Raw genomic sequence first — 21628 nt, forward strand, 5'->3', positions numbered from 1 at the left:
GAATGGGTTTCTCGTAACAGGCGCGCAACCGAGTGCATCCTGGAATAAAAGGCACTGAAAAAGTTGGTTTGTACTTTTTCAGTAGTCTCCTTCATACGCGGTATAAGCAAAGCCTTCGTACGTGATCAAATTACCGAACAGCCTGCTTCCTACCTTGACATTTACATAAAACGCCTGGTGTTCGTCGTCATAACGCTCTTTCACCACAACCTGAGGGGAAAAAATGGCTGGAACCGGGAGTTTCCACCGGCCCACATTCAACCATGTCCGGCCTGACCTAATGGTAAGACTTCCATCCTCCTCAGCTTCCAGCCGTAATGATGACGTTACGCGCCCAGACTTTCCAAGATCATCAATAATCATCCCTGACGGCGGGTCGAAATACATCACCGCATCAAACGCCCGGGTCACCCCGTCAAAATAAAAGCGCCGTTTCCAGGTCACCCGATCGACTCCCTCTTTATCACACCCCGCCTCGGTTACGATGGAAAAGGGAACCCGCTCTCCTCTCTCCGGGAAAAAGAGATGATCTTTTGCCCCAAGCTTCCAAAAAGGCCACTGCCACCTTTTCCCGCCGCTGATTTCAAGGTGGCCTTTTCCGACAGCCCGGTAAAGCCCCCTTTGCTGCACACCGAACTTTTTCCCGAGCTCAGGGTGAAGGCGGTAAAAGTCATCGCCAAGAGCCCGTTTATAGATCCCCGTCATTTTCGCTTTCTCCTGCAGCTGCGGGCCAGCGGGAGGTGCTTGCCGTTCACGGCACCGATAATACCCAGTATAATAACAGCCACATTTAAGGATGCCGGATTAAACGGCATCAAAAACGCGTCCGGCTGGACAAACAACGGCCCCAGCCCGAGGAAGAAAACAGCCGCCGAGGACCCAGCAAACAACCACTTTTTCCTGATCGGAAGTAAAAAAAGCATGCCCAGAATGCACTGCACGATACCAATCAGCCGCACGACGCTTTCCTCCATACCCGAAAAGAACCCGCTTTCCACAACCATCGCCACTTCACCGGTGTAGGGAAATAACAATTTAGGAACAAGACCCTGGTACAACCAGACGAAAGCCAGGGCTAAACAAACAAGGATATGTATCAAAGACCGTTTCAGAGAATCCTCCGGGGTTATTCCTTTTTCAAGCCACAAACGAAGTGTATCGAAGCTCAAACTTGTAGCCCAGCCGATAAGAGGCCTGAAAACAAAACGGTCCGCTAATCTTCCTGCAGCACCCCAGCGGGTTTTATAATCGTACTGGGTCAGAAAAGTGATATCCCCGTCACCGCGGTCCTGGTACTTCCAGTAGCCGCTTCCCTCTTTAATAAGTGACAGCCGCTGGTCACTGAAAAAACCGAGGGATGACGTCCTTTCTCCCCTATCAGCGAACCGTTCACCCCGGCTCACACCTGTCCCTTTGATGCCAAGCCCGAACCCGATTCTCGTTTCATATGTAAAATGCTGCGGGGCATCTTCATGTTCTTTTTCAACATATTTAATCTTTGAAAACCGCAGGTCCCACCTTTCGTGAAGATCAGGCTTTTGCGTATATTCCCAAAGACTGTCCAAATCTGTACGTATATTTGTTTCTACGTAAATAGGTTTTGGTTTCATTCTCTCACCTTTTTCTTATTTGGAAGGTTCTGTTAATTCCAGGGTTGATTTATGCTCATCGCACTCTCATTCCGCAGGAGCGCTTCCTTGCATATAATGTACCCCCGCATCTTTCTCTTCCAGTTTTGCTTCGCAGCTTTCTGCGTCGAAGCAACTCGAAGCTCATTGGTGATGTAAACGCTCATTGCTCCTGCAGGAGTGTCGTGCATTTGCTACATTCAACTTTATTAATAAACCAGCAATAGGCATTACCCATATTTTGATAGCTGGTTTCACTATATCACAGAAAAATGTAAAAAAGGTTGACTGAAAAGGTCGGGTTTTACCTTTTCGGTCAACCTCAATGAGCGGAGCCGCTACCCTCTTTGAAAAGACCGGCAGGAATGGTTTTTCCTGCCGGGAGAGCAGCGTGCGGAGCCATTGCGCTCTACTGTGACCTTTAAGGACACCCGCTTATCTCGTAAAATATGAGAGCAGAAGTAACACGACGATAACCATTACTACAGTGAAAACCTTCGTGAGGCAGCCTCCCTGCACCATGGCGCCCGGATCCCCGGCCATCGCCCTGTTCACATTGTTTGAAACGTTGGCACCCGGGTTTCGTTTATATTCTTCTCTTCGATTTTCGGCGTTCATGGTGAACTCTCATTTAAAGATCGTTTCCCATTTTTTGAAATGAGATCTCCGATTCTTAACATAAATTGACCCATCCTTAACATTCACACCCTCACCCTTAACACAAACGTCCGAATACCCGCTCAAATTTCCCTGCCTAAAACGTACTCAGCCCGCTCCATTCCTGAAAACGGTACAGCCAGCGGTTCAAGAGAGAATCATCCGCAAACTCTTCATAGCCGACCGTAAACTGAGCTTCCTCATTCATCCACATAAGGTCAAAATACGCCCTCACATCCTTCATTACTTCCGAGTCAGACGCGCCCATCACCTTCAGGTTCGTCTCAAGATTCAGGTCACCAAGGTTTCGTTTCGTAAAGTTTGATGAGCCTCCGATAACAACAGATTCGTCCCCACGCTCAATCATGACCAATTTCGTATGAAACTGCTCTCCCTGGGTGTTGTACCACTTTACTTCAACGCCCCAGTCCGACTCCATAATCAGTTCGTGGGCCACCGGTCTGTTTGGGACACCGTTTTTCTCCCGGCCGAAAGCGTCTTTGTTCGCATCAAGAATAACCCTGACGTCGGCGCTCCGTCCGGCCGCATCCAGCAGGGCTTCTACAACGAGCCGGTCGGATAAATAAAACGCGCCAAGATACACCGTGTCTCCTTCTCCGGCCAGCGCTATTTCCTCAAGGATGCCCTCACGAATTTTCCCTTCTGTCACGAGCTGAACACGGGTCTCAGCTCCTTCACTCTGCCGTGCATCCTCACTCACTTGAAAACCATCGAACCAGTTTTCCTCCGCCCCGCTCATAACGGCAACGGCCTTTTCTGATTCGATCAAATCTTCAAGAATCCCGCCTGTTACGGTGAAGGCAATATTTGAATGATAGCCGCTCGCATCATGGGGGTTCGCGGAAGTAACGAGTCCCTGCTGTTCCGTGACAATAACTTTACGATGATTCGCCTTAAAGTTCAGGAGTTTCATATATGAACGGACCGTTCCGTCGGGAGAATCGGGGCTGAACGGGTTAGGCAGCCATCCGCCGTCCTCTTTATTACCAAACCACTGCATGCCCGTACGCCACACCCCTGAATAAACAGGGTTTGAATCTCGAAGCTCGCTAAGATCTGTGAGCACGAGGCGGATTCCTGCATCCTCAAGTGCAGCCAGGCTTTCCGGAAAATAAGAGCCATAAAAGGTGTTGATCGGATCGGTGATGACAACAATCTCCATGTGAGGCTCCGCTTCTTTTTTTCCCACCAATGCTTCAACAAGCTCCCCTGATACCCGTGGATACTCTGCCACGCGCTCATACTCGTCATTAAATAAAAACATGTCAACAAGGATAAAGTCCTCCGCTTCTTCGATCATGGAATGGACCTCATCGAAGATCACCTGCTCATGGACCGCCTCGCCGTCAAAACCGGGGTAGGTGACGTCAGTTAAAAAAGACACCTCCCCGTCGTGAATGTCTCCTTCAAATGAAATTCCTTCAGGCAGAGGTTTATTTGCTCCGTAAACACTTACCGTAACCATAAAAAAAGCCAGCGCCGCAAATACCACGCCCGCTGCTCTTTTTTTTGTCCACCCGGAAGCTACCTTTTTCCCCATCGCTACTTGAGCCATCTTTCCCCACCCTCTCTACCAATTATCTAAATATTACCACATATTATCGTAAGTATATGTAAATTTTTGATAAAGAAAAACCGCCTTTTTCACCTAAAAGACGGCTCCCGTTATTATTTCCATGCGGCACGGTATTTCTTTTTATACTTGCTGTCCTCTTCCAGCTCAATCAGGGAAAGGGCTGCATCCTTGATCCCTTCATCTCCTGTACGGATATACAGCTCCCTCAGCCCCACAATTATGTCATAGCGGACAAGGGTATGGTGTTTCTGCATGTCATCCTTAAAGCGGTCTTCCAGATGAGAAAGGAGGAGCTTCCTCTGCTCATCCCCTCCCAGCGCCACTTTCCAGATGGCTTGCAGGGAGTGACGTGCCGTCACCGTTTTTTCATCCTTTGTTACCTGCCAAAGAGCGGAAAAGTCGTCCAGAATCCTGTCCTCCGGATCACTGTGAGCCGCAAGACCAGCCAGAAGCTGTGCGCCTCTGGACCTCCTATGGTTGTCTTTGTCGGTAAGCCACAACACAAGCTCATCCCACATGTCATACGCCCAGTCTACTTTCTTGTCCGCTTCCGACTTCAGCTCCAAAAAGGCTTCCATCTGCAGCGCCTTATCTTTTCCTTCGAGTGGTTCAAACCGTTGCATCGTCTTTTCATCCATACGATCACCTTCCCCATCATCCGATTCCTGCCATTTACTTGAGAGACACTACTCTTTCACCTTGTCATACAGCACTGCTTTCAAACGCCCGCCCGATACCCAAGCCAGCCCGGATACTCTTCCAGATGCCACGCCTGAAGATCCCGCCTTACTCCGGCACTGCTCATTTCATTATGTAATTCATTATAAACTTTCATGATCTGTGACGCACTTCCCTCGTACTCTTTCACCGCATATTTTCCCGGCGGTACCGAAAGTGACGTCATCCCCTCAGGAATCCTGTTAAACTCCTCTACTTCAAGCCCCACCCAGTATCCGTCCTCTCCAATCTGTGTCACATCGACCACAAACACCCAGCTGGGTGTTCATATCCACGACATTTGAAATTTCATTTCTTCGTCTGCTGAGTTCGGTTACCGCTTTCGGTATCCTCGCACTGAATTCCTCACCGGGACAGAAAACACGAAAACCAATAATCTTCAATCCCCCTTTTTCAACAAGGTTCATTTTTAACCACTCCGCTCTCTTATTCCACCGCTAAAAAACATTGCTGCGTCACAGCAGCTCACCAGATTTCCTCTCACTTTGCCATTCGACAAAGACTCATCTCCATCCTTCACGTTTTTGACCGGAGTGTCCCGGAGGCGGACGTCTTTTAAACAGGTTAAGTATGCATTTAAACAGGTTAGCGCCGGCTTTAAACAAGTTAGCACCCTTCCACCAAAAAACCTCTCACTCCGCACAGAAAAAAACGCTCCATTACAGAGCAGGCTTGTCCTCTATTTTTTCAACTGGCAGACCCATGCATTACACAGGGCCCAATCCCTCTTTATCTCTTTATCATCTATGTTCACCTATTCATTATCTCACAGGGCAAAAAGAAATCCGCGCATAGCGGATAAGGATCGCTAGTCGAGTTCGTGGAGTTCTTTGCGTTGATCCGCAAGGCTTTTTAGTTTCTGTTTAATCTCCATGCACTTCTCCGCGTCGCCCTCTTTCATCGCATCGTGAAGTTCCATTAGCGAGTAATCAATTTCAGCACCAAGGACATAATCCATGACCTCGGGATCCACCTCACGCTTATGGCCCTGCCGTTTACGAATCGTTCTGTATGAGCTCATCTCTTTCTCACCTCCGCCAATTTTCATTACAGAAACAATTTTCCCATTATCAAAGCAACTCACATAAATCCAGCCATCGGTTTCCGTCTTCACGATTCCCCTGCCCTTACCCTCTGTAATCAATTCCTCCAGGAGAATCGCCACTTCCTCGATATCCACCTGCAGCTCTTCCATAACAATTGCAGTGCCCTCGTTTTCCTGTTTCCTGATGGGAATCATCGCTTGTCCTTGGTCATTTTTTATTAGAAGTTCTACTGTCTCTTCTTCGTAACGCCACGTAAGGCGGAAGTCAGCTTGAAGCAATTTATGAATGAAGGTTTTGAGCATCGGTTTGGAGATTCGAACGAAAAGATCCTGAAACTCGGCCTTAAACCGAAAATCTTCCATGACCACGCTCCTTTCAATTTTCTTATTGTTATCCTATGTTCCTCCCCCGAAAAAAGAATGAAATTCAGCGTCCAAATCCAATTATTTTTGTTTGTCCAACCCGCCCAAAATAGGTAAAATAGGTGCATAACCATAAAAAGGGGACAAAACCATTGGCAAGCTTGACCGAACGATTACTCAATCACAACATTTATATGGACAACGCCATACCCCTCGCCCGGAAAATCAGCCATACCCTGATCAAAAACAACGAACCGGACCATAAAACGATTCACAACCAAAAGCCATACGACGCCCCCTACGCACTCTTTTTCCTCACCATCGCCACCCTCGCCATCCAGGACCTCGTCAACAAACGCTACCTCACCTTAAGAAAGCCCGCCCTTACCCGCTTTCTGGAAAAAGGACTGAGGGATCCGCAGTACAACGAAGCCCTTTCCGGCGGGGAAGAGGCGCTGAAAAGGGAGCTTCTTTCGCGCATACACCGCCTTCTCCCCACTCCCGCCCGGGAAGAACGTAACCCGAAAACAGAAGACCTGACAGACTGGCTCACGGCGTGGAAAACAAGACCCCACGCCGAAAAATACAAGCAATTTTACCACTCCATCCAGAATTCCGAGGATCAGGCACACCTGAAAAAACATGCCCTCGGTGAACTCAGGCCACACCGCCTTCACCCTGGTGTTAAAAGAGTTTACTTTGCCCTCCTGGCTTTTCATGAAGAGTGGGACATCGGCCTTACGCACCTCCTTGCAGACGATAGCGATCCCCTCGCCTGCATACCGGAGCAGCTTACGTTCATTAAAAAAAGCCTCCCTTCACCGGCAGTCGTTGCTTTTCTGCACCAATGGATCGAGAGGCTCATCGAAAAACGGACCGGCTCCCACTACAAGGAAGCCGTTCGTTATGTAGCCATTCTTCAGGACCTTTACGAAAAAAGCGGCCGTGCGGGACGCTTTGATGAATGGCTTGTCATTCTGCGCACACGTTATTCAGGCTACACAGCTTTTCGAAAGGAGCTAGACCGTTTTGAACAGGAACGTTAACATTGGACTTTTACAAAATGATACTCAGCCGGCCTGGTTTGTGTGGGCGGATCAAAACTCCTCATCACGTGAAGGTCAGCTCCTTTTTAAGCAGCAGCTGTTCCGAAACCATGATCCGTCCTTTTACGGTACCGCCTTTCCTGTTAAGGAAGTGTTTGATGAAACAGGCGGATCAGTGACAGGAACCGTCATTCCCGAAATACCCGACGGACTTTTCACGGAATTAACCCCGTGGCTTGAAGCAACGTCCTACCCAACCCGGTACGGACGATGGACAAAAGAAGAAAAACTGGACCTGCCGCTTTTTTCTGTACGCAAAGACACGTCTCCTTCGTACAAATGGATTATCGACGGGCTCGCTAAACCGTCTTCATCTTCCGCTTTAGACCGTCTCGCCCATGATCACGATGACCGGATCCGAAAATGGATCCGGGCTCTCGAATCACCTGATAAAATGTATGAACTGCCATTAAACCTGTACGAATACTGTCTCGACCAGCTGGGCCATACAAAAGCGGCCCCTTTTCAGCTGTCCTTGGCCATTAACGAACCGGATCTTTTTTCAGACGAGTGGAGCGCGGAACTGATCGTCACTGAAACCGCAACAAAGAAAACAGCAAGCCTGAAGGATGTGACATCGGGGCATCACTCTTTCGTTCAAAACCCTGTTCCGGCCGTAAAACCTGCACTCACAACCCTTTCATCCTCCGTTCCGGCCCTTCACGGCCTCAGTCTCACGGACCCGAAAATCAAGCTAAAGGATGAAGAGGTATACAGCTTTTTACATTCCTACCAGGACGTTTGCGAACAGGCAGGTATCAACGTTCTTGTCCCCCAAAGCTGGGACCGCCCTGTACAGCTCTCTGTCACAGGTGAAGTATCACCTTCTCTTTCCGGGAGCGGGGCAACTGTGTCGTGGCTGTTTTCCCATCACGACAAAGCCCTCCCGGAAGACAAGCTCCGGGAGTGGGTGGACGAACAGCGCCATTTTATTTACTTTGACAATCGCTGGATGCACTGGGATCTGCAAAAAGCATCGGAATACCTCCGGCAGATTGACCGCATTCGTAAAGAAAATACGGTCACGCTTTTTCAGGCCATTCAGCAGATCGCATACATGCCTGATGCCGGAGCAGGTGCCCCCCCTCTTGATGAACCAGTCCAAATTAACTGGACGTTATCAGATACATGGTTCGATGACGTCACAAAAGCAGTGGCCCCGGTATTGGACACATACTGGAAACATACATTAAAACCATACCAGCAGGAAGGATCCCGCTGGCTCCTTGCAATGAGAAAGCTCGGCCTTGGCTGCTGTCTGGCTGACGATATGGGCCTCGGCAAAACCGTACAGGCCATTGCCTACGCCGATCACATTGAACGTGACCGACCCGTGCTCATCGTCTGCCCTACCTCCCTGCTGGAAAACTGGGTTAAAGAATTGAACCGGTTCGCCCCCCACCTAAAGCAGACGGTCTATTACGGTGCAAAAGCAACCCGGCAGTCCATGGACCTTGAATCAGGAGACGTTGTGCTCACAACCTACGCTCTTCTCCTACGTGACAGCGACGTGTTTCAGAAAACCACATGGGCATCGGTTCTGTTTGATGAAGCCCAGATGATAAAAAACAATCACACAAAGATCTGGAAGGAAGCGAAAAGCCTCTCCGCCCATCACCGGATTGCCATAACCGGAACGCCTGTGGAGAATCGCCTCGCTGAGCTCTGGTCTCTGTTTGACTGGTTCGCAGAAGGCTATCTCGGGTCCCTTCCCGATTTTCTCATCCGTTTCTCCGCCGACCCTTCCGCCAGGTTAAAAAACGTGATTGCTCCCTTTGTTTTAAGGCGCACAAAAGAACAGCAACGCACCGACTGGAAACTGCCATCCAAAACAAACCGGACCCTCCACTGTGACCTGACTCGCGAGCAGCACCTCCTTTATCAGGCGGTGGTGGAAGAAACCCTTGAGGCAATGGAGTTTCTCACTCCCCACGAACGAAAAGGGGTATTCTTTAAAGGCATCACACGTCTGAAGCAGATCTGTAACCACCCGGCTCACTTTCTCGATGAACGCCGCTCCCTTTCAGGCCGTTCCGGAAAATGGGAAACCGTGATGAAAACGATGGAGACACTTCTCAGTGAGAATAAGCGAACCGTACTTTTTACACAGTATAAAAAAATGGGCTATTTGATTGAGGAAGGCCTCCGCCACACGTTCGGAATGGAAGCAGAGTTTTTGAACGGGTCTATGAAAATGAGGGACCGCTTTGATCTGGTGGAGCGGTTTAACCGTGGAGAAACGGCTCCCGTTCTTCTCGTCTCCATCCGGGCCGGGGGTACCGGTCTGAACATGACCGGTGCAACTGAAGTGATTCACTATGACCGCTGGTGGAACCCGGCCGTGGATGACCAGGCTTCTGACCGTGTTCACAGGATCGGCCAGACGAAACCGGTGACGATCCACTCCTTCACGACCCGGGGAACCATTGAAGAATCCATTGAAGCGGCTCTTCATCAGAAAAAGGAAATGTATACCTCCTTGTTCGGCGGAGAGCGCCACACCCCTGTCTGGGAAATGGACACGAGTGAAGTGAAGTCACTGTTTTACGGACGGTATTAATAGAACCCTCCCCCGGTTTTGTTTTGTCCGGGTGAAGGTCTTTGTGGTGTTTAATCGAGTTAGGATTGGCTTTAAACAAGTTAACTGCCTTATTAAGCCAGTTAGCCTTCCCTTTACTCAAGTTAGGATCTCAATTAAACAAGATAGCTATTTTCGTTCCTCAAAACTAAAAATCCCCCCGTCCGCAATATGCGGTAGGGGAGGCTCGTAACAGCACATTAATCCACTGTAATCTGCTTTTTCACATCAAACACGCTTTTATCAATCTGTTCATTATCGACAGAATAAATGTTGAGCATTGCTTCTACATCAAATGTCTTCCCGCTCAAATCCTCCCCTGCGTCCCACGTCTCTTCAAGCACAAGGGACTCTCCAGGGGCAATGGTTTCTGAAACAAGAGCCTGGGTAAACATCATCCCTTCAGCAAAGTGATACACCACAGTTCCGCTCTCATCTTTAACTTTGATGTCAAACTTCTGGCCAGAAGCAAAGTCAATCTGTTTCTCTGCATCTGTGTCATTTTCGATTGTCATTGTAAAGTGAAGCTGTCCGTCTGAGTCTTCCACATCAAGTGTAAATGTTAAATCATGTTCAGTCACAGAATCTGTCCCTTCTGTATCATCTGATGATTCTTCTGAAGAATCATCGGGCGTTTCTTCTGGCTGTTCCTCTTGGTCTGTATTTTCATCAGGAGTATCTCCTGTTGTATCGTCGGCTGTTCCACAGGCCACAAGGCCGAAAGCTAAAACTGAGAAAGTGATTGATTGAATCCATTTTTTAGTAATCTTCATTTAGAAAGCCTCCCTTATGTTGACTTGACTACATCATTAGTCGCTGCCTTTGTCAAAAGGTTACACTTTCGTTAATCTTTGCGGAAGAGTCCAAAGATACCAGTCGTCTGGACGATATTTGTAAAAGCAGTCGGATCGACCTCATCAATAATCTGCCTCAGCTGGTAAAGTTCATACCTTGTAATGACGATCATCAGAATTTCTTTGTCCTCTTTCGTATAGCCGCCTTTTGCCGGAATCCTTGTCACGCCGCGGACAATCCGGTCATGAAAGACCTTTTGAAGCTCGTCCGGCCTTTTTGTAACAATCATGGCTGTGAGCTTCACATGACGGGTATGAATGGTATCAATGATTCTGGAAGTAACATATAACGTGAGAAGCGTGTATAAGGCTTTTTCCATTCCGAACATGAGTCCTGAAGTGATGACAATGACCGAATTCATCATGAAAAAATAAACGCCAAGTGAACGATCACTTCTCTTTGCCATAATTAATGCAAGAATATCGACACCTCCTGATGAAGCACCGTACTTCAGCACGATTCCTCCCCCGATACCTCCCAGCACACCGCCGAATACGGAGTTTAGAATAATGTCATCAGAGATTGTCGTAACCGGGATTACTTCAAGGAAAAACGTCGTTGCAGCAACGTTAATAAAGCTGTACAGGGTAAAACTCTTACCAACCATTTTCCAGCCTAATACAGCCACCGGGATGTTTAACAGCAAAAGCATAATTCCGGGGGATAAAAAGGCCAGGGGAATCAGCTCTGAAATAATTTGTGCGAGACCGGTAAACCCGCTCGCAAAAACATTTGCAGGAATTAGGAAGAAGTTAAGGGCCACTGCCAGTACGGCAGCTGCCGCAACTGTAATGATCAGCTTTTTTACTTCCTCGAGTGGATTGATATGTGCAAGCATAACTGGAGCTCCTCTCACAATGTAAAACAGCATCGTTATGTATGATTTCGTCATTATACTTGATTTTTAATAGTCTGTCTTGGAATCCAGAGAAAAAACCACCATGTACCCATGATGGTTCTTCCGGTTCCTATGATTAATTATTCATGTTTTCATTGTAGTAGTTAACGGAGTACATGGCGCCTTCATCCACCATGGAGTTGTCTTCCACATCCTCAGGGTCGGAATGGCCCACTTTTTCATTCAGATACGGGTTATGATCTTCGTTCGTCTCATTTTTTACTTTTGCTTTCATTCGTTTAAACGAATGAGCAAGCTTTTGACGGTTCTCTTCTTTTCCAAAGTAATACGAGCCTGCCGCCACTGCAGTTACTACTAAAGTTGAAGTAATGATTTTGTTTGAAGCCAACGTCACTCACCCCTGTTTTTGTTTGGATATCAATACTTTACCCCTTATTGGTTTCGTTAAACATCACATATCTTCCGACTAAATAAACCATATTATGAACAGGCGAAAGGAGGTTGGAGCAATGCCTTACAATCCAAATCGTGATTCGAACAAGAAGCCCCGTGACAACCAGGCCAAACTTGAGAAGAAAAATCTTGAAGAACAGGCCAGCCGTCAGAAAACTGACAAACACAGCTATTCCAAGAAGACCGATCACCTTTAAAAGGTGAGGCCACTTAAAAAGTCCATTTTCTTTAAAATTGGCTCATAAAAGGTATGAGTTGATTCCGCTCATTGCACTTTCCGCGGACGGTTCGGTACTCATCGGCATGCTGCTTCTTCCTCTGCCGGCTAAGCTCTGAAGCCATATGCGTCGAAGCAACTTGCAGCATAATCATGAAGGCTATGCTCGTGCCTGGGGGTCTCCCCGGAACTCGCTTTTACTGCAGGCGTGTCGCTCATTCGCTCCATTCAACACTTTTTTTAAACCGAATATAATCTTTAGCCCGTCAAAATATCAAAATCCCTTTTTTGTTGCAATTAGATCCTTAAAGTGGTGACGTTATTATCGGACTATGACTTTTTCAGTGGCCTCAAAACGTAAAAGGGAGGCCCCTTTTTATCTGGGCCTCCTTTATATGATCTCCGCCACGCTCTCTTAGCTTCGCTAAGCTGCTCGTCGTCCGGAAATTAAGTTAATGACAGCTACAATCAGAGCAACAACCAATAGTAAGTGGATCAAACCTCCACCGACTTCAAAACTGAATCCAAGTAACCACATTAAGATGATAATACCTACAATTGTCCAAAGCATGTTTTGTACCTCCTGAATTTTGTTTTAAAAAAACTATGTTCTTAACCTCGAGTATTTCCTGCTGCATTATAAGGTGATGATAGGAAAATGCCGTCTTGATGTAATGGCTGAATCCTCCTTTCAAAGTTCCTTATGTGCTGCTTGTTGATAAAGTACCCCTTAAAAATCTGCCTTAAACATCACCTATTAAAAAAAATGTCACAAAGACCTTCCGGCTATTGCTGATAATATAGCAGTAATATGCCCTTTTACTGCAAAAAAATGACCTTATACCTAAAAAGGTACAAGGTCAAAATACTTATTTTAACTTTTTCAATTCCTCAATATCTTTAATCTGCTTTTCAATACCAGTATTTACATCAGTATCCCACTCAAGCATACCGCCGTGGTAGTTTACAACCCGGTCGAAGCCCTGGTCTTTCAAATACAAAGCAACGTTTTGTGAACGGTTTCCGCTGCGGCAGATGAATACATACTCTTTATCCTTGTCAAATCCTTCAATCATCTCCGGCACCGAATGCATTGGCAGGAGAGGCACACCCGGAATGTGACCTGAATCATATTCGTCAGGCTCCCGGATATCAATAACAACCATATCCTCCGGTTTGTTATTCATAAGATCCTTCAGTTCATTTACATCTACCTGTTTTACACCATCTATTTCTTTAACCAACACAATCACCTCATTCGTTTAATTGTACATTTCCAGTATAGGAAACAGGGCCGGAAATCACAAATCAGTCGCTTTCAGCGGCCTCAGCTTCTTCTTTGCCTTTCTTTTCATGATCCTGTTTACGCTTAAGCATGTATAAACGGTAGGTGTGTGAAACAACCACCTTCGAAACAGCATAGGTCGGAACTGCCAGAAGAAGCCCGAAAAGTCCGGCAAATTGTCCGGCTACAAGTAAAAGCAGGATGATCGTTAATGGATGCACAGCAAGCTTCTTCCCCATAACCTGCGGGGAGATGACATTACTCTCGATCTGCTGAACAACAACGATGGCAATCAGTACTTTCACAACCATCCACGGGGAGTCGATAATGGCCACAATTACTGCAGGAATGGTTCCGATCCACGGTCCAATAAACGGAATCACATTTGTCACCATCGCCACAAGGGCAAGGATAAGGGAATATTCGATTCCAATAATGAGAAACGAAATGTACATAAGAACGCCGACACAGAAGCTGACAATAATCTGGCCCTGTATGTACGAGCTGAGGGCTGTATCCAGATCGCTCAAAATGCGGTGACCTTCTCCGCGCTGCTTCTTTGGCAGGTATCTAAGAACCTGATCCGGAAGCTTTTCACCATCTTTAAGCATATAGAAAAGAATGAACGGAATGATGATAGCGAGAATAAGGATGCTTGTAATCACACCGATGACACTGGCAATATTCCTCGTCAAAATTTCAAAAGCATTGGAGAGATATTCTGTGAAATTTTCTGTAATCTCTTCAATTGAGAAGTTTTCCGTCTCCTGAAACTGGTTCACCCATTCATTGTTCTGGAGCTCAATCAGCATATTACGGACTTCATTAAATAACCCCGGGGCATTATCCACAAGATTGTTCCACTGCTCCTGAAGGGTTGGACCGATCAAGAAAACCAGCCCTGTCATGAGTCCTACAGCACCAAGGTATATGAGCAGGATTGATAAAGGTTTCGGTACTTTTTGTTTATGCAGTAAGTTTACTACCGGTCTGAGAAGGTAAAACAGCACTCCTGCAATTAAGAACGGGATAAACAATGTTCCAAACAGTACCTGAATCGGCGTAAAGATAAACGGTACTTTTGTTCCTAAATAAATGATTAATAAAACAAACGTGAGTCCGTATAAAAATCTGAAGAATTTAGACTGAGGCAACCCGTTCACCAACCTTTTGTATAATAGACTGATTATAGCATAATTTACCTGAGAACCATGACTCATAAGACTTAAATCGACCTCTTTAAGACCTCCCGGATTTAAATAGAATGTTGAACTCAGGTGTTGATTTGCGGCCCGTTACACTCCCTTTCCTCGGAGCGCTGGTGTTACTCGTCGTACTCCGCAAGGCCACTGAAAAAGTCAATTTTCTTTAAAATAGTCTCAGTAGAGTCAGGTGCTGATTTGCGCTCTTTGCACTTCCCTCGGGGGCTCGACCCTCACCAATTGCTTCTTCGTAGGCGAGAAGGCTTGTCAGCACCACCACGGAAAGAAATGGGCATGTACGCTTCTTCATTTTCTATACCCTGAAGAATGCGAATAGGAACAACATATACGAAATGTGTGCGTTATTTTATGAAAAAGACCTTCCAGAAATTTACACATAAAATCGAAACTGCATTACTCGGTAAATCTCTGCATTGCATGTTTAAAGACATCAACCCGTGAGCAGTAAGAGGCTGGGACAGAAGTTTTTTAGCCAACGAGAATCCGAACGGATCATATGCATGTAAATAAATCGCTCCTGAAATATACTTCGCTCTCCGCGGGAAGCGGGTTACCCTCCTCCGGCATACTTCCAGTAGGCTGAGGCGTTGCCCGCAGAAAGCGTCCGTCTTTAGCGAATGCAGGTTCTATGCTTATAAAGCAGTGTACTACAAATATCTGATAGCTTGATTATTTAACACTAAAAGAAAAGACTGTCAAGAAGACTTTCTCGACAGCCTGAAAACACCCGCCAAATGGAATTGGCGGGTGTCTGTCTGTTTTTATTGCGGCGCAAGCTTCTTTACATGCCTGTGGCACGATTGACGCTTAATCAGTTTATGTGGAATAAGCACTTTCTTTGGCTTTGTATCCGGACGAAGGATTTTTTCAATCAGACATGTGGCGGCCTCATATCCGAGACTGTAAATGTTAATATCGACCGTCGTCATCGGAGGCGCAGACAGCTCGGAGATCATCAGGTTATTAAAGCTTATGATGGAGACATCGTCAGGTACCTTCACATCCATCTCACTGAGCATCCGCAGGACACCAAACGTCATAATGTCATCGGCTACAAGGAGTGCGGTGGGCGGCTCTTTCAGGCTCATAAGAGCGATAACGGCTTCCTGACCACCTTCCTGAAGTTCTTCATGGAATACGACATATTCGTCCCGAAGCTTTATGCCTGCATTTTTCAGTGCCCGTTCATAGCCTTCCATGTGGTCTACAGTAACGACAAAATCAAGGTTCCCGCCTACAAAGGCAATGCGCTCATGACCGAGTAGCAATAGGTACTCTGTGACCGTTTTTGCAGCTTTAAAGTTATCATTGTTCACATAGGTTATTTGAGACATTCTGGCATCATAAGGGCGGCCGATTACGGTAAAAGGAAAGTTCTGCTCATGCAGGTAGGACATCACTTTATCATTGACTCTTGAGTACAAAAGAATAATTCCGTCCACCCGGCGTCCCTGAACCATATGCTGGACTTCCTCAAAAATCTCTTCCTCAGTCTGCCCTGTAGACAGGTACAATCCATACTCAAGCATATGGGCTTTCGTACTTATTCCCCGGATAACTTCAGGGAAAAACGGATTCTGGAACGTTTTGTTTGCAGAATTCGGCATAACCAGTCCGATTGTCTTTGTGCTTTTATTTGCAAGACTGCGGGCGTTGAAGTTCGGGTGGTACCCGAGTTCCTCCATTGCCTCCCGCACTCTTTCCTTCGTTCGCTGGCTGATCCTTGAGCTGTTTGCAATCACTCGTGATACAGTCGAAGGAGCGACGTTTGCTTTTTTAGCCACATCTTTTATTGTTACGGTCATGGGCGTTACATCCCTTCGCTAGAAAAATTTATCTGCTTACTGTGATGACCAGTTTTCCGCCATCCAGTTTTTCCATTTCAACATTTCTGCCGTTTAGGGCGGCTTCTGTCACGTCAAATGCTCCGTGGATAACGATTGTTATCTCTGACCAGTCCGGCGTAAAACGTGTATTCAGATCCTCTGTTGTAATCGTTAACACATCACTATCATAGGACAGGTTAACGGACTTTTCAAACGCTTCACCGTTTTCATAGCCGAAAGTTTCACCATCATCCTCATAAATTGTGTAAGATGCTTCCGCTATTTTCCCAAAGTAAGCGTGAAGCTGAAAGTTATCTTCTTTCACTGCCGTGGACTGCTTCGGTGAACCATGGGCAACAACCGTGTCAGCTTTTACGAAAATCGGCAGTGTGTCCAAAGGTGCTTCCACCATGATGTGTCTGCCGCCTTCCTGAATGTCATCGGTCCAGTAGTTCACCCACTCGCCTCCGGGTAAATAAACGACCCGGTGCTCGGTATCAGGCGTTGTTATCGGTGCAACGATCACGTTGTCCCCAATCATAAACTGATCACTTAAGTTAAATGTGTTTTTATCCTCAGGATACTCAAAAACAAGCGGACGCATAACCGGAAGTCCTGTTAATGATGCATCTCTGAACAGTTTATAGAGGTGAGGCATCCAGATGTAACGAAGGTCGATGTACTTCTTTACATTTGCCTCCACATCTTCACCAAAGCTCCACGGTTCTTGGCGAAGGGTCCCTATGGCACTGTGGTTTCTGAAGTATGGGGTAAAAGTACCGAACTGTGTCCAGCGGGCAAGGAGCTGTCCGTTAGCGTCGTGTGCAAAACCGCCAACATCCGGTCCGCAGAAAGGTACTCCGCTCATCCCGAGGTTCATACACATTGGCAAAGCAAGCTGAAGGTGCTCCCAGAAGCTGCGGTTATCCCCGGTCCACACGCTTGCATACCGCTGAACACCTGCATAGCCTGCACGGGTTAAGAGGAAGGTCCGCTTTCCTTCAAGGTTGTTCTTCATCCCCTCGTATGTCGCCTCACCCATTTTCAATCCGTAAATGTTATGAAGTTCCCGGTGTGTTTTTGGATTGCCGTTATTATCGTGCATCACTTTCGTGTCCATCGTTTTTGTTTCATTAAACACAGCAGGTTCATTCATATCATTCCAGATGCCTTCGATTCCAAGATCAGAGTAGAATTTGTGTTTGCCGCCCCACCACTTTTGAACACTGTCACTTGTAAAGTCAGGGAACGCGCTGTTTCCGGGCCACACGTCTCCGTAATAGACGTTACCTTCTATATATTTACAGAAACGGTCGTCATGGACCCCTTCCTGATATGCCTCGTATTCAGGATCTTCTTTTACGCCCGGATCGACGATCGGTACGAGACGGATCCCTTGTTCCTTCAAATCAGCTACCAGTTGTTTCGCATTTGGGAAACGGTCTTCATCAAATGTAAAGACACGGTACCCGTCCATATAGTGAATATCCAGGTAGATCGCATCTACAGGGATGCTTTTCTCAAGAAAATTGCCCACAAGCTCACGAACTTCTTCTTCTGTTTCGTAGCTGTAGCGTGACTGATGAAAACCAAGTGCCCATTTAGGCGGAAGCGGCATCGTTCCCGTAAGAGATGTATACTGAGAAAGAACCTCCTTCATCCCAGGCCCAGCCATGACGTAGTAGTCCATCTGTCCGCTGTCCCCGCTGAAAGAATACGTTCCTGCTTCTGTGCGCATGTTAAAGTGGGTTTTCCCGGTGTTGTCGAAGAACAGGCCGTGAGCACGCCCGCCTCTTAATGTTAAAAAGAACGGAATTGATTGATAAAGAGCGTCGGTTTCCGGGTTATGGGGAGCGTACACATCTGTGTTCCACATCGTCATTTTTTCGCCTTTTTTATCAAGAAAGCCTGTTTTTTCTCCAAATCCGTAGTAATGCTCGTAAGGCAGGGCTTCTTTGTAACAGATCACTTTTCCCTCATGACTGTGACCCATTCCTTTTTTCCCTTCACCGACGATGATCTGTCCGTCAGAATCCTTGAATGTAATCCGCATCGGTGCTTTTAAAACGTGAAGGCTCATCTCCTGAGCTGTGAGAGTGACCTCCTCATCTTTCTCTTGAACAGAAACGTCGACATACCCCGGTTCCTTAATCACAGCAAAGCTTCCCTCAAGGACAGGGTCCTGCTTTTGATTCATCACTACCCGGGCCACACTGTCACTGTAAAAAAGAACATTCACAGTCCCGTTGTCACATTCAAAAACAAAACGACCCTCCTTTTTTTTAAATGAGCGGACATTGCCGATATCATGATGGTTCGTTCCTTCGATTTGCTGCTTGTTTCCTGGGTGAATCGCAAAGCTTGTATCTTGCATAGCTATATCCTCCTGATCACATCGTTTGTTTCCCCTAAGGCATTATTTTTGGTTACGATTGTAGTTAAACAGAGGCTGGATGGAATTTGTGTCGTTCCACCTTCATGACCTTTGCTTTCCCAAGTGCTTGGTCTACGCAGGTAAAAGGCTGTGTTAAACAAGGGTGTTGATTTACACTCATTGCACTCCTTTTCCACTTGGGCGACGGTGAGCTTCCTTAAGGTATATATCTGCTTCTTCCTCTGCCAGTAACGCTACGAAGATATGTGCGTCGAAGAGATACGGGCATAGGAAGAAGTAGAGTATGTTAATTTATTCGCTCCCTGGCGCATGAATTAGGCATGCGGTTTTTCGGTTAAGGGCATTGTGCTTCGTTGAACGGAATACCGACACTCCTGCGGAAGTGTGAGACAGGCGAGACTCCGCAGGGGTAAAGCCCTGATGAGGCTCGGCGCGAGTCGGCGAAAAGTGAGCGTATTCCGTTCAACGAAGCTGAATTTCAATTCCTTTTAAAGTCAGCCTTTTAGAAAACTGCTAAAGAAAAAGATACGGCAGGAAGAGGGGCATCTTCCTCATCAACCGTATCTCTTCTATTAACAATTCTGAAACACTTACCCTTTCGTTGCCCCTGAAGTAAGTCCTGAAATGAGATAACGCTGTAAGAACAAGTAAACCAATGCAATTGGCACGGCAATCAGAATTGCACCTGCAGCAAATCGCGTGAAGTTGTTGGCAAACTGGTCATTTACAAAGTTAAACAGGCCAAGTGCAAGCGTGAAGTTCTCCGGACTTCGAAGAACGATACGAGGCAGGATAAAGTCCATAAACGGTGCCATAAAGTTAAAGAGCGCAACTACCGCAAGGATCGGCTTCGCAAGTGGTAGCATGATCTGGAAGAACACACGGAAGTGTCCCGCCCCGTCAATACGTGCACTCTCGTCAAGTTCACGTGGAATTGTATCAAAGTATCCTTTTACGAGGAAGGCATTCATAGGAATCGCTCCACCTACATAAATGATGATTAAACCAAGAAGGGAATCAAGAAGACCCACAAGGTTAAGTAGAATGTACAATGCCACCATGGCCATCAGTACCGGGAACATTTGAAGAAGTAAAAATGCGTAAAGACCATTTTTGCGTCCGATAAACCGGTACCTGGAGAAGGCATAGGCGACTAAAGAAACCATTAATGTTGCAAAGAATGATGTGGCTAATGCAACAATCAAAGTGTTTTTATACCAGGTTACATAGTTACTTCTCGGGTCTGTAAACAGCCACTCATAATGAACGAATGACCAGTTTTCAGGGATCATTCGTGCACCGTACAGGCTTGTGCCCGGGTTAAGGGAGAGCCCGAATGCCCAGAGAAGAGGATACAGAATAATCACGAACATCACAGCGATAACCCCGTAAATGGCTGTCAGTTCAAGGAAGTTTTTTCTTTTTTTACTCATAGGTCTGCGTTTTTTTACTGCTGTGCTCATTAAATGTTCCCCTCCTCTTTAAACGATCTTGTGCGTCGGAACCATAAGAATGCAAAGACAACGACAATCAGTCCGAGAATAATGGAAATTGCGGCAGCCATATTGAACTGCTGATTTTCAAATGTAAGTCCGTATACCCAGGAAATCAGAATATCGGTACCCCCGGCAACCTGTCCCCTCACCGGTGGTCCACCCTGGTTAAACAAGTAAATGATATTAAAGTTATTAAAGTTTCCAGCGTATTGCATAATCAAAAGCGGTGCTGTAGCAAACATGACGTGCGGGAACGTAATGTTTGAGAACTTCTGCCAGCGGTTGGCTCCGTCAATATCAGCCGCTTCATACCAGTCGGCTGAAATACTCTGAAGCACCCCTGTAAACAGTGCGAAAACAAATGGGAACCCAAGCCAGGTCTGAATCATAATCAAGGCAACCTTCGCCCAGAAGGGATCACTCATCCACGGAATGCCGGATCCGAACAACGGAACAATAATGTCACGGTTAATCGCACCGAAGTTGTCATTAAACAAGGCAGAGAAAATAATAATTGTTACAAACGCAGGTACCGCCCATGGAAGGATGAATACCGTACGGATTAAACGTTTACCCTTAACCCGCTTATCATTTACGATTATCGCAAGGAACAGGGCCAGTCCGATTTGAAGCGTCGTCGCAACAAACGTCCAGATTAACGTCCAGGATAAAACATTGAAGAACGTATTTCGCCATTCATTGATGGTAAACAATCGTACAAAGTTATCAAATCCAACCCATTGAAGAAGGTTTCTCGGCGGTGCGTTATAGAGGTTGTAGTTCGTAAACGCCAGGAACACCATAAAGAGAAGAGGAAAGATAACAACAAAAATGAGCAGGAAAAGTCCAGGTGCTACTAAGTAATAAGGGAATCCGGTATCCCAGGCGTTTTTAAATCCTTGACGGAGGTCCGGAACTTCCCAGCCTAATTGAATTCTCTTTGCGTCTTTACGAGCATCAATAATATTCAGTACATAAAAAGAAATAAAGAATGTAAGAAAAATAAGTGAGAGTATACCGTAGCTTAAAAAGATACGGGAATCATCATCTCGTGGTGTCTCTCCGAGGGTGATTAACCCTTGTAATCCATCGGCGATAAACCCATACATCACACCAATGAAAGCCGCAAAGAGAATGAATAAGGTCGCACCTTTCCAATATCGTTTGTTGTACATCTGCCCGAATCCCGGAATAATTGAGAGCAAAGCAGCTACAGTTGGATTGTGTCGTTCATTTACGATTTTCACATCTGGTTGGTTATCGTTTGCAGCCATAGTCGCATCCTCCTGCTTTAAAGAATCAGGATT

At 46.5% G+C, this 21628-nt stretch carries 20 protein-coding genes; 3 read left to right on the forward strand and 17 right to left on the reverse strand.

Going from position 1 to position 21628, the window contains the following annotated elements; all coding sequences use genetic code 11:
- Positions 1–78 precede the first annotated feature (78 nt).
- The 7 genes from EBO34_RS09125 to EBO34_RS09155 all read right to left on the reverse strand — a co-directional run bounded on the left by EBO34_RS09125 (position 79) and on the right by EBO34_RS09155 (position 6028).
- Positions 79–705, reverse strand: a complete 627-nt coding sequence (locus EBO34_RS09125; RefSeq protein ID WP_122897581.1) for a DUF4166 domain-containing protein — start codon at positions 703–705, stop codon at positions 79–81.
- Positions 702–1610 carry a DoxX-like family protein gene (locus EBO34_RS09130; RefSeq protein WP_122897582.1) on the reverse strand — a complete coding sequence of 303 codons (909 nt, stop codon included), beginning with the start codon at positions 1608–1610 and terminating at the stop codon, positions 702–704. Before EBO34_RS09130 ends, EBO34_RS09125 begins: the two co-directional genes overlap by 4 nt.
- 453 nt (positions 1611–2063) lie before the next feature.
- A complete protein-coding gene (locus tag EBO34_RS09135; RefSeq protein WP_122897583.1) occupies positions 2064–2246 on the reverse strand; it encodes a hypothetical protein in 183 nt (60 codons plus the stop codon).
- Between the two features lie 136 nt (positions 2247–2382).
- Complete coding sequence (locus tag EBO34_RS09140) at positions 2383–3861, reverse strand: phospholipase D family protein (RefSeq protein WP_249414033.1); 1479 nt, start codon at positions 3859–3861, stop codon at positions 2383–2385.
- Between the two features lie 113 nt (positions 3862–3974).
- Positions 3975–4520: a hypothetical protein gene (locus EBO34_RS09145; RefSeq protein ID WP_122897584.1), complete on the reverse strand. Its 546-nt coding sequence runs from the start codon at positions 4518–4520 to the stop codon at positions 3975–3977.
- A gap of 80 nt (positions 4521–4600) precedes the next feature.
- Positions 4601–4867, reverse strand: coding sequence for a GyrI-like domain-containing protein (locus tag EBO34_RS09150; protein ID WP_183163782.1), 267 nt, complete (start codon positions 4865–4867; stop codon positions 4601–4603).
- 561 nt (positions 4868–5428) lie between these two features.
- The gene (locus tag EBO34_RS09155) at positions 5429–6028 is read right to left on the reverse strand and encodes a hypothetical protein (protein ID WP_122897586.1); all 600 of its coding nucleotides are present in this window, start codon (positions 6026–6028) and stop codon (positions 5429–5431) included.
- A 152-nt stretch (positions 6029–6180) separates the two neighbouring features.
- Between EBO34_RS09155 and EBO34_RS09160 the strand changes: the two genes are divergently transcribed.
- Together EBO34_RS09160 and EBO34_RS09165 are read left to right on the forward strand one after the other, a co-directional pair.
- Positions 6181–7074 carry a hypothetical protein gene (locus EBO34_RS09160; protein WP_122897587.1) on the forward strand — a complete coding sequence of 298 codons (894 nt, stop codon included), beginning with the start codon at positions 6181–6183 and terminating at the stop codon, positions 7072–7074.
- Complete coding sequence (locus tag EBO34_RS09165) at positions 7058–9694, forward strand: DEAD/DEAH box helicase (RefSeq protein WP_122897588.1); 2637 nt, start codon at positions 7058–7060, stop codon at positions 9692–9694. Before EBO34_RS09160 ends, EBO34_RS09165 begins: the two co-directional genes overlap by 17 nt.
- 218 nt (positions 9695–9912) lie before the next feature.
- Here EBO34_RS09165 and EBO34_RS09170 read toward each other — a convergent pair whose 3' ends face one another.
- The 3 genes from EBO34_RS09170 to EBO34_RS09180 form a co-directional block, all read right to left on the reverse strand.
- The gene (locus tag EBO34_RS09170) at positions 9913–10485 is read right to left on the reverse strand and encodes a BsuPI-related putative proteinase inhibitor (protein ID WP_122897589.1); all 573 of its coding nucleotides are present in this window, start codon (positions 10483–10485) and stop codon (positions 9913–9915) included.
- Between the two features lie 71 nt (positions 10486–10556).
- A complete protein-coding gene (locus EBO34_RS09175; protein WP_183163783.1) occupies positions 10557–11405 on the reverse strand; it encodes a YitT family protein in 849 nt (282 codons plus the stop codon).
- 136 nt (positions 11406–11541) lie between these two features.
- Positions 11542–11814 (reverse strand): hypothetical protein, encoded by a 273-nt coding sequence (locus EBO34_RS09180; RefSeq protein ID WP_122897590.1) that lies wholly within the window; start codon positions 11812–11814, stop codon positions 11542–11544.
- A 121-nt stretch (positions 11815–11935) separates the two neighbouring features.
- Here EBO34_RS09180 and EBO34_RS20655 point away from each other — a divergent pair, with 121 nt between their 5' ends.
- Complete coding sequence (locus EBO34_RS20655; RefSeq protein ID WP_183163784.1) at positions 11936–12076, forward strand: hypothetical protein; 141 nt, start codon at positions 11936–11938, stop codon at positions 12074–12076.
- A gap of 444 nt (positions 12077–12520) precedes the next feature.
- On the opposite strand, the gene EBO34_RS09185 is transcribed toward EBO34_RS20655, so the two are convergent.
- The 7 genes from EBO34_RS09185 to EBO34_RS09215 all read right to left on the reverse strand — a co-directional run bounded on the left by EBO34_RS09185 (position 12521) and on the right by EBO34_RS09215 (position 21595).
- Entirely contained in the window at positions 12521–12667 is a 147-nt protein-coding gene (locus EBO34_RS09185; protein ID WP_122897591.1) for a lmo0937 family membrane protein, read from the reverse strand.
- 298 nt (positions 12668–12965) lie between these two features.
- Positions 12966–13340: a rhodanese-like domain-containing protein gene (locus tag EBO34_RS09190; RefSeq protein WP_122897592.1), complete on the reverse strand. Its 375-nt coding sequence runs from the start codon at positions 13338–13340 to the stop codon at positions 12966–12968.
- A gap of 64 nt (positions 13341–13404) precedes the next feature.
- Positions 13405–14535 carry an AI-2E family transporter gene (locus EBO34_RS09195; protein WP_122897593.1) on the reverse strand — a complete coding sequence of 377 codons (1131 nt, stop codon included), beginning with the start codon at positions 14533–14535 and terminating at the stop codon, positions 13405–13407.
- 830 nt (positions 14536–15365) lie between these two features.
- Positions 15366–16409, reverse strand: a complete 1044-nt coding sequence (locus tag EBO34_RS09200; RefSeq protein WP_122897594.1) for a LacI family DNA-binding transcriptional regulator — start codon at positions 16407–16409, stop codon at positions 15366–15368.
- A gap of 28 nt (positions 16410–16437) precedes the next feature.
- Complete coding sequence (locus EBO34_RS09205; RefSeq protein ID WP_122897595.1) at positions 16438–18804, reverse strand: glycoside hydrolase family 31 protein; 2367 nt, start codon at positions 18802–18804, stop codon at positions 16438–16440.
- 611 nt (positions 18805–19415) lie between these two features.
- Entirely contained in the window at positions 19416–20258 is an 843-nt protein-coding gene (locus EBO34_RS09210; protein WP_122898654.1) for a sugar ABC transporter permease, read from the reverse strand.
- Between the two features lie 29 nt (positions 20259–20287).
- A complete protein-coding gene (locus EBO34_RS09215) occupies positions 20288–21595 on the reverse strand; it encodes a sugar ABC transporter permease (protein WP_122897596.1) in 1308 nt (435 codons plus the stop codon).
- Between the last annotated feature and the right edge of the window lie 33 nt (positions 21596–21628).

It is taken from the genome of Alteribacter keqinensis, assembly GCF_003710255.1.
Taxonomy (GTDB): domain Bacteria; phylum Bacillota; class Bacilli; order Bacillales; family Salisediminibacteriaceae; genus Alteribacter; species Alteribacter keqinensis.

Coding starts and splice junctions, on each gene's coding strand:
- EBO34_RS09170 (WP_122897589.1), bottom strand. CDS start 10,485: ATGAAGATTACTAAAAAATGGATTCAATCAATCACTTTCTCAGTTTTA.
- EBO34_RS09185 (WP_122897591.1), bottom strand. CDS start 12,667: ATGCTTTGGACAATTGTAGGTATTATCATCTTAATGTGGTTACTTGGA.
- EBO34_RS09200 (WP_122897594.1), bottom strand. CDS start 16,409: ATGACCGTAACAATAAAAGATGTGGCTAAAAAAGCAAACGTCGCTCCT.
- EBO34_RS09205 (WP_122897595.1), bottom strand. CDS start 18,804: ATGCAAGATACAAGCTTTGCGATTCACCCAGGAAACAAGCAGCAAATC.
- EBO34_RS09155 (WP_122897586.1), bottom strand. CDS start 6,028: ATGGAAGATTTTCGGTTTAAGGCCGAGTTTCAGGATCTTTTCGTTCGA.
- EBO34_RS09215 (WP_122897596.1), bottom strand. CDS start 21,595: ATGGCTGCAAACGATAACCAACCAGATGTGAAAATCGTAAATGAACGA.
- EBO34_RS09130 (WP_122897582.1), bottom strand. CDS start 1,610: ATGAAACCAAAACCTATTTACGTAGAAACAAATATACGTACAGATTTG.
- EBO34_RS09175 (WP_183163783.1), bottom strand. CDS start 11,405: ATGCTTGCACATATCAATCCACTCGAGGAAGTAAAAAAGCTGATCATT.
- EBO34_RS20655 (WP_183163784.1), top strand. CDS start 11,936: ATGCCTTACAATCCAAATCGTGATTCGAACAAGAAGCCCCGTGACAAC.
- EBO34_RS09140 (WP_249414033.1), bottom strand. CDS start 3,861: ATGGCTCAAGTAGCGATGGGGAAAAAGGTAGCTTCCGGGTGGACAAAA.
- EBO34_RS09135 (WP_122897583.1), bottom strand. CDS start 2,246: ATGAACGCCGAAAATCGAAGAGAAGAATATAAACGAAACCCGGGTGCC.
- EBO34_RS09210 (WP_122898654.1), bottom strand. CDS start 20,258: ATGAGTAAAAAAAGAAAAAACTTCCTTGAACTGACAGCCATTTACGGG.
- EBO34_RS09125 (WP_122897581.1), bottom strand. CDS start 705: ATGACGGGGATCTATAAACGGGCTCTTGGCGATGACTTTTACCGCCTT.
- EBO34_RS09145 (WP_122897584.1), bottom strand. CDS start 4,520: ATGGATGAAAAGACGATGCAACGGTTTGAACCACTCGAAGGAAAAGAT.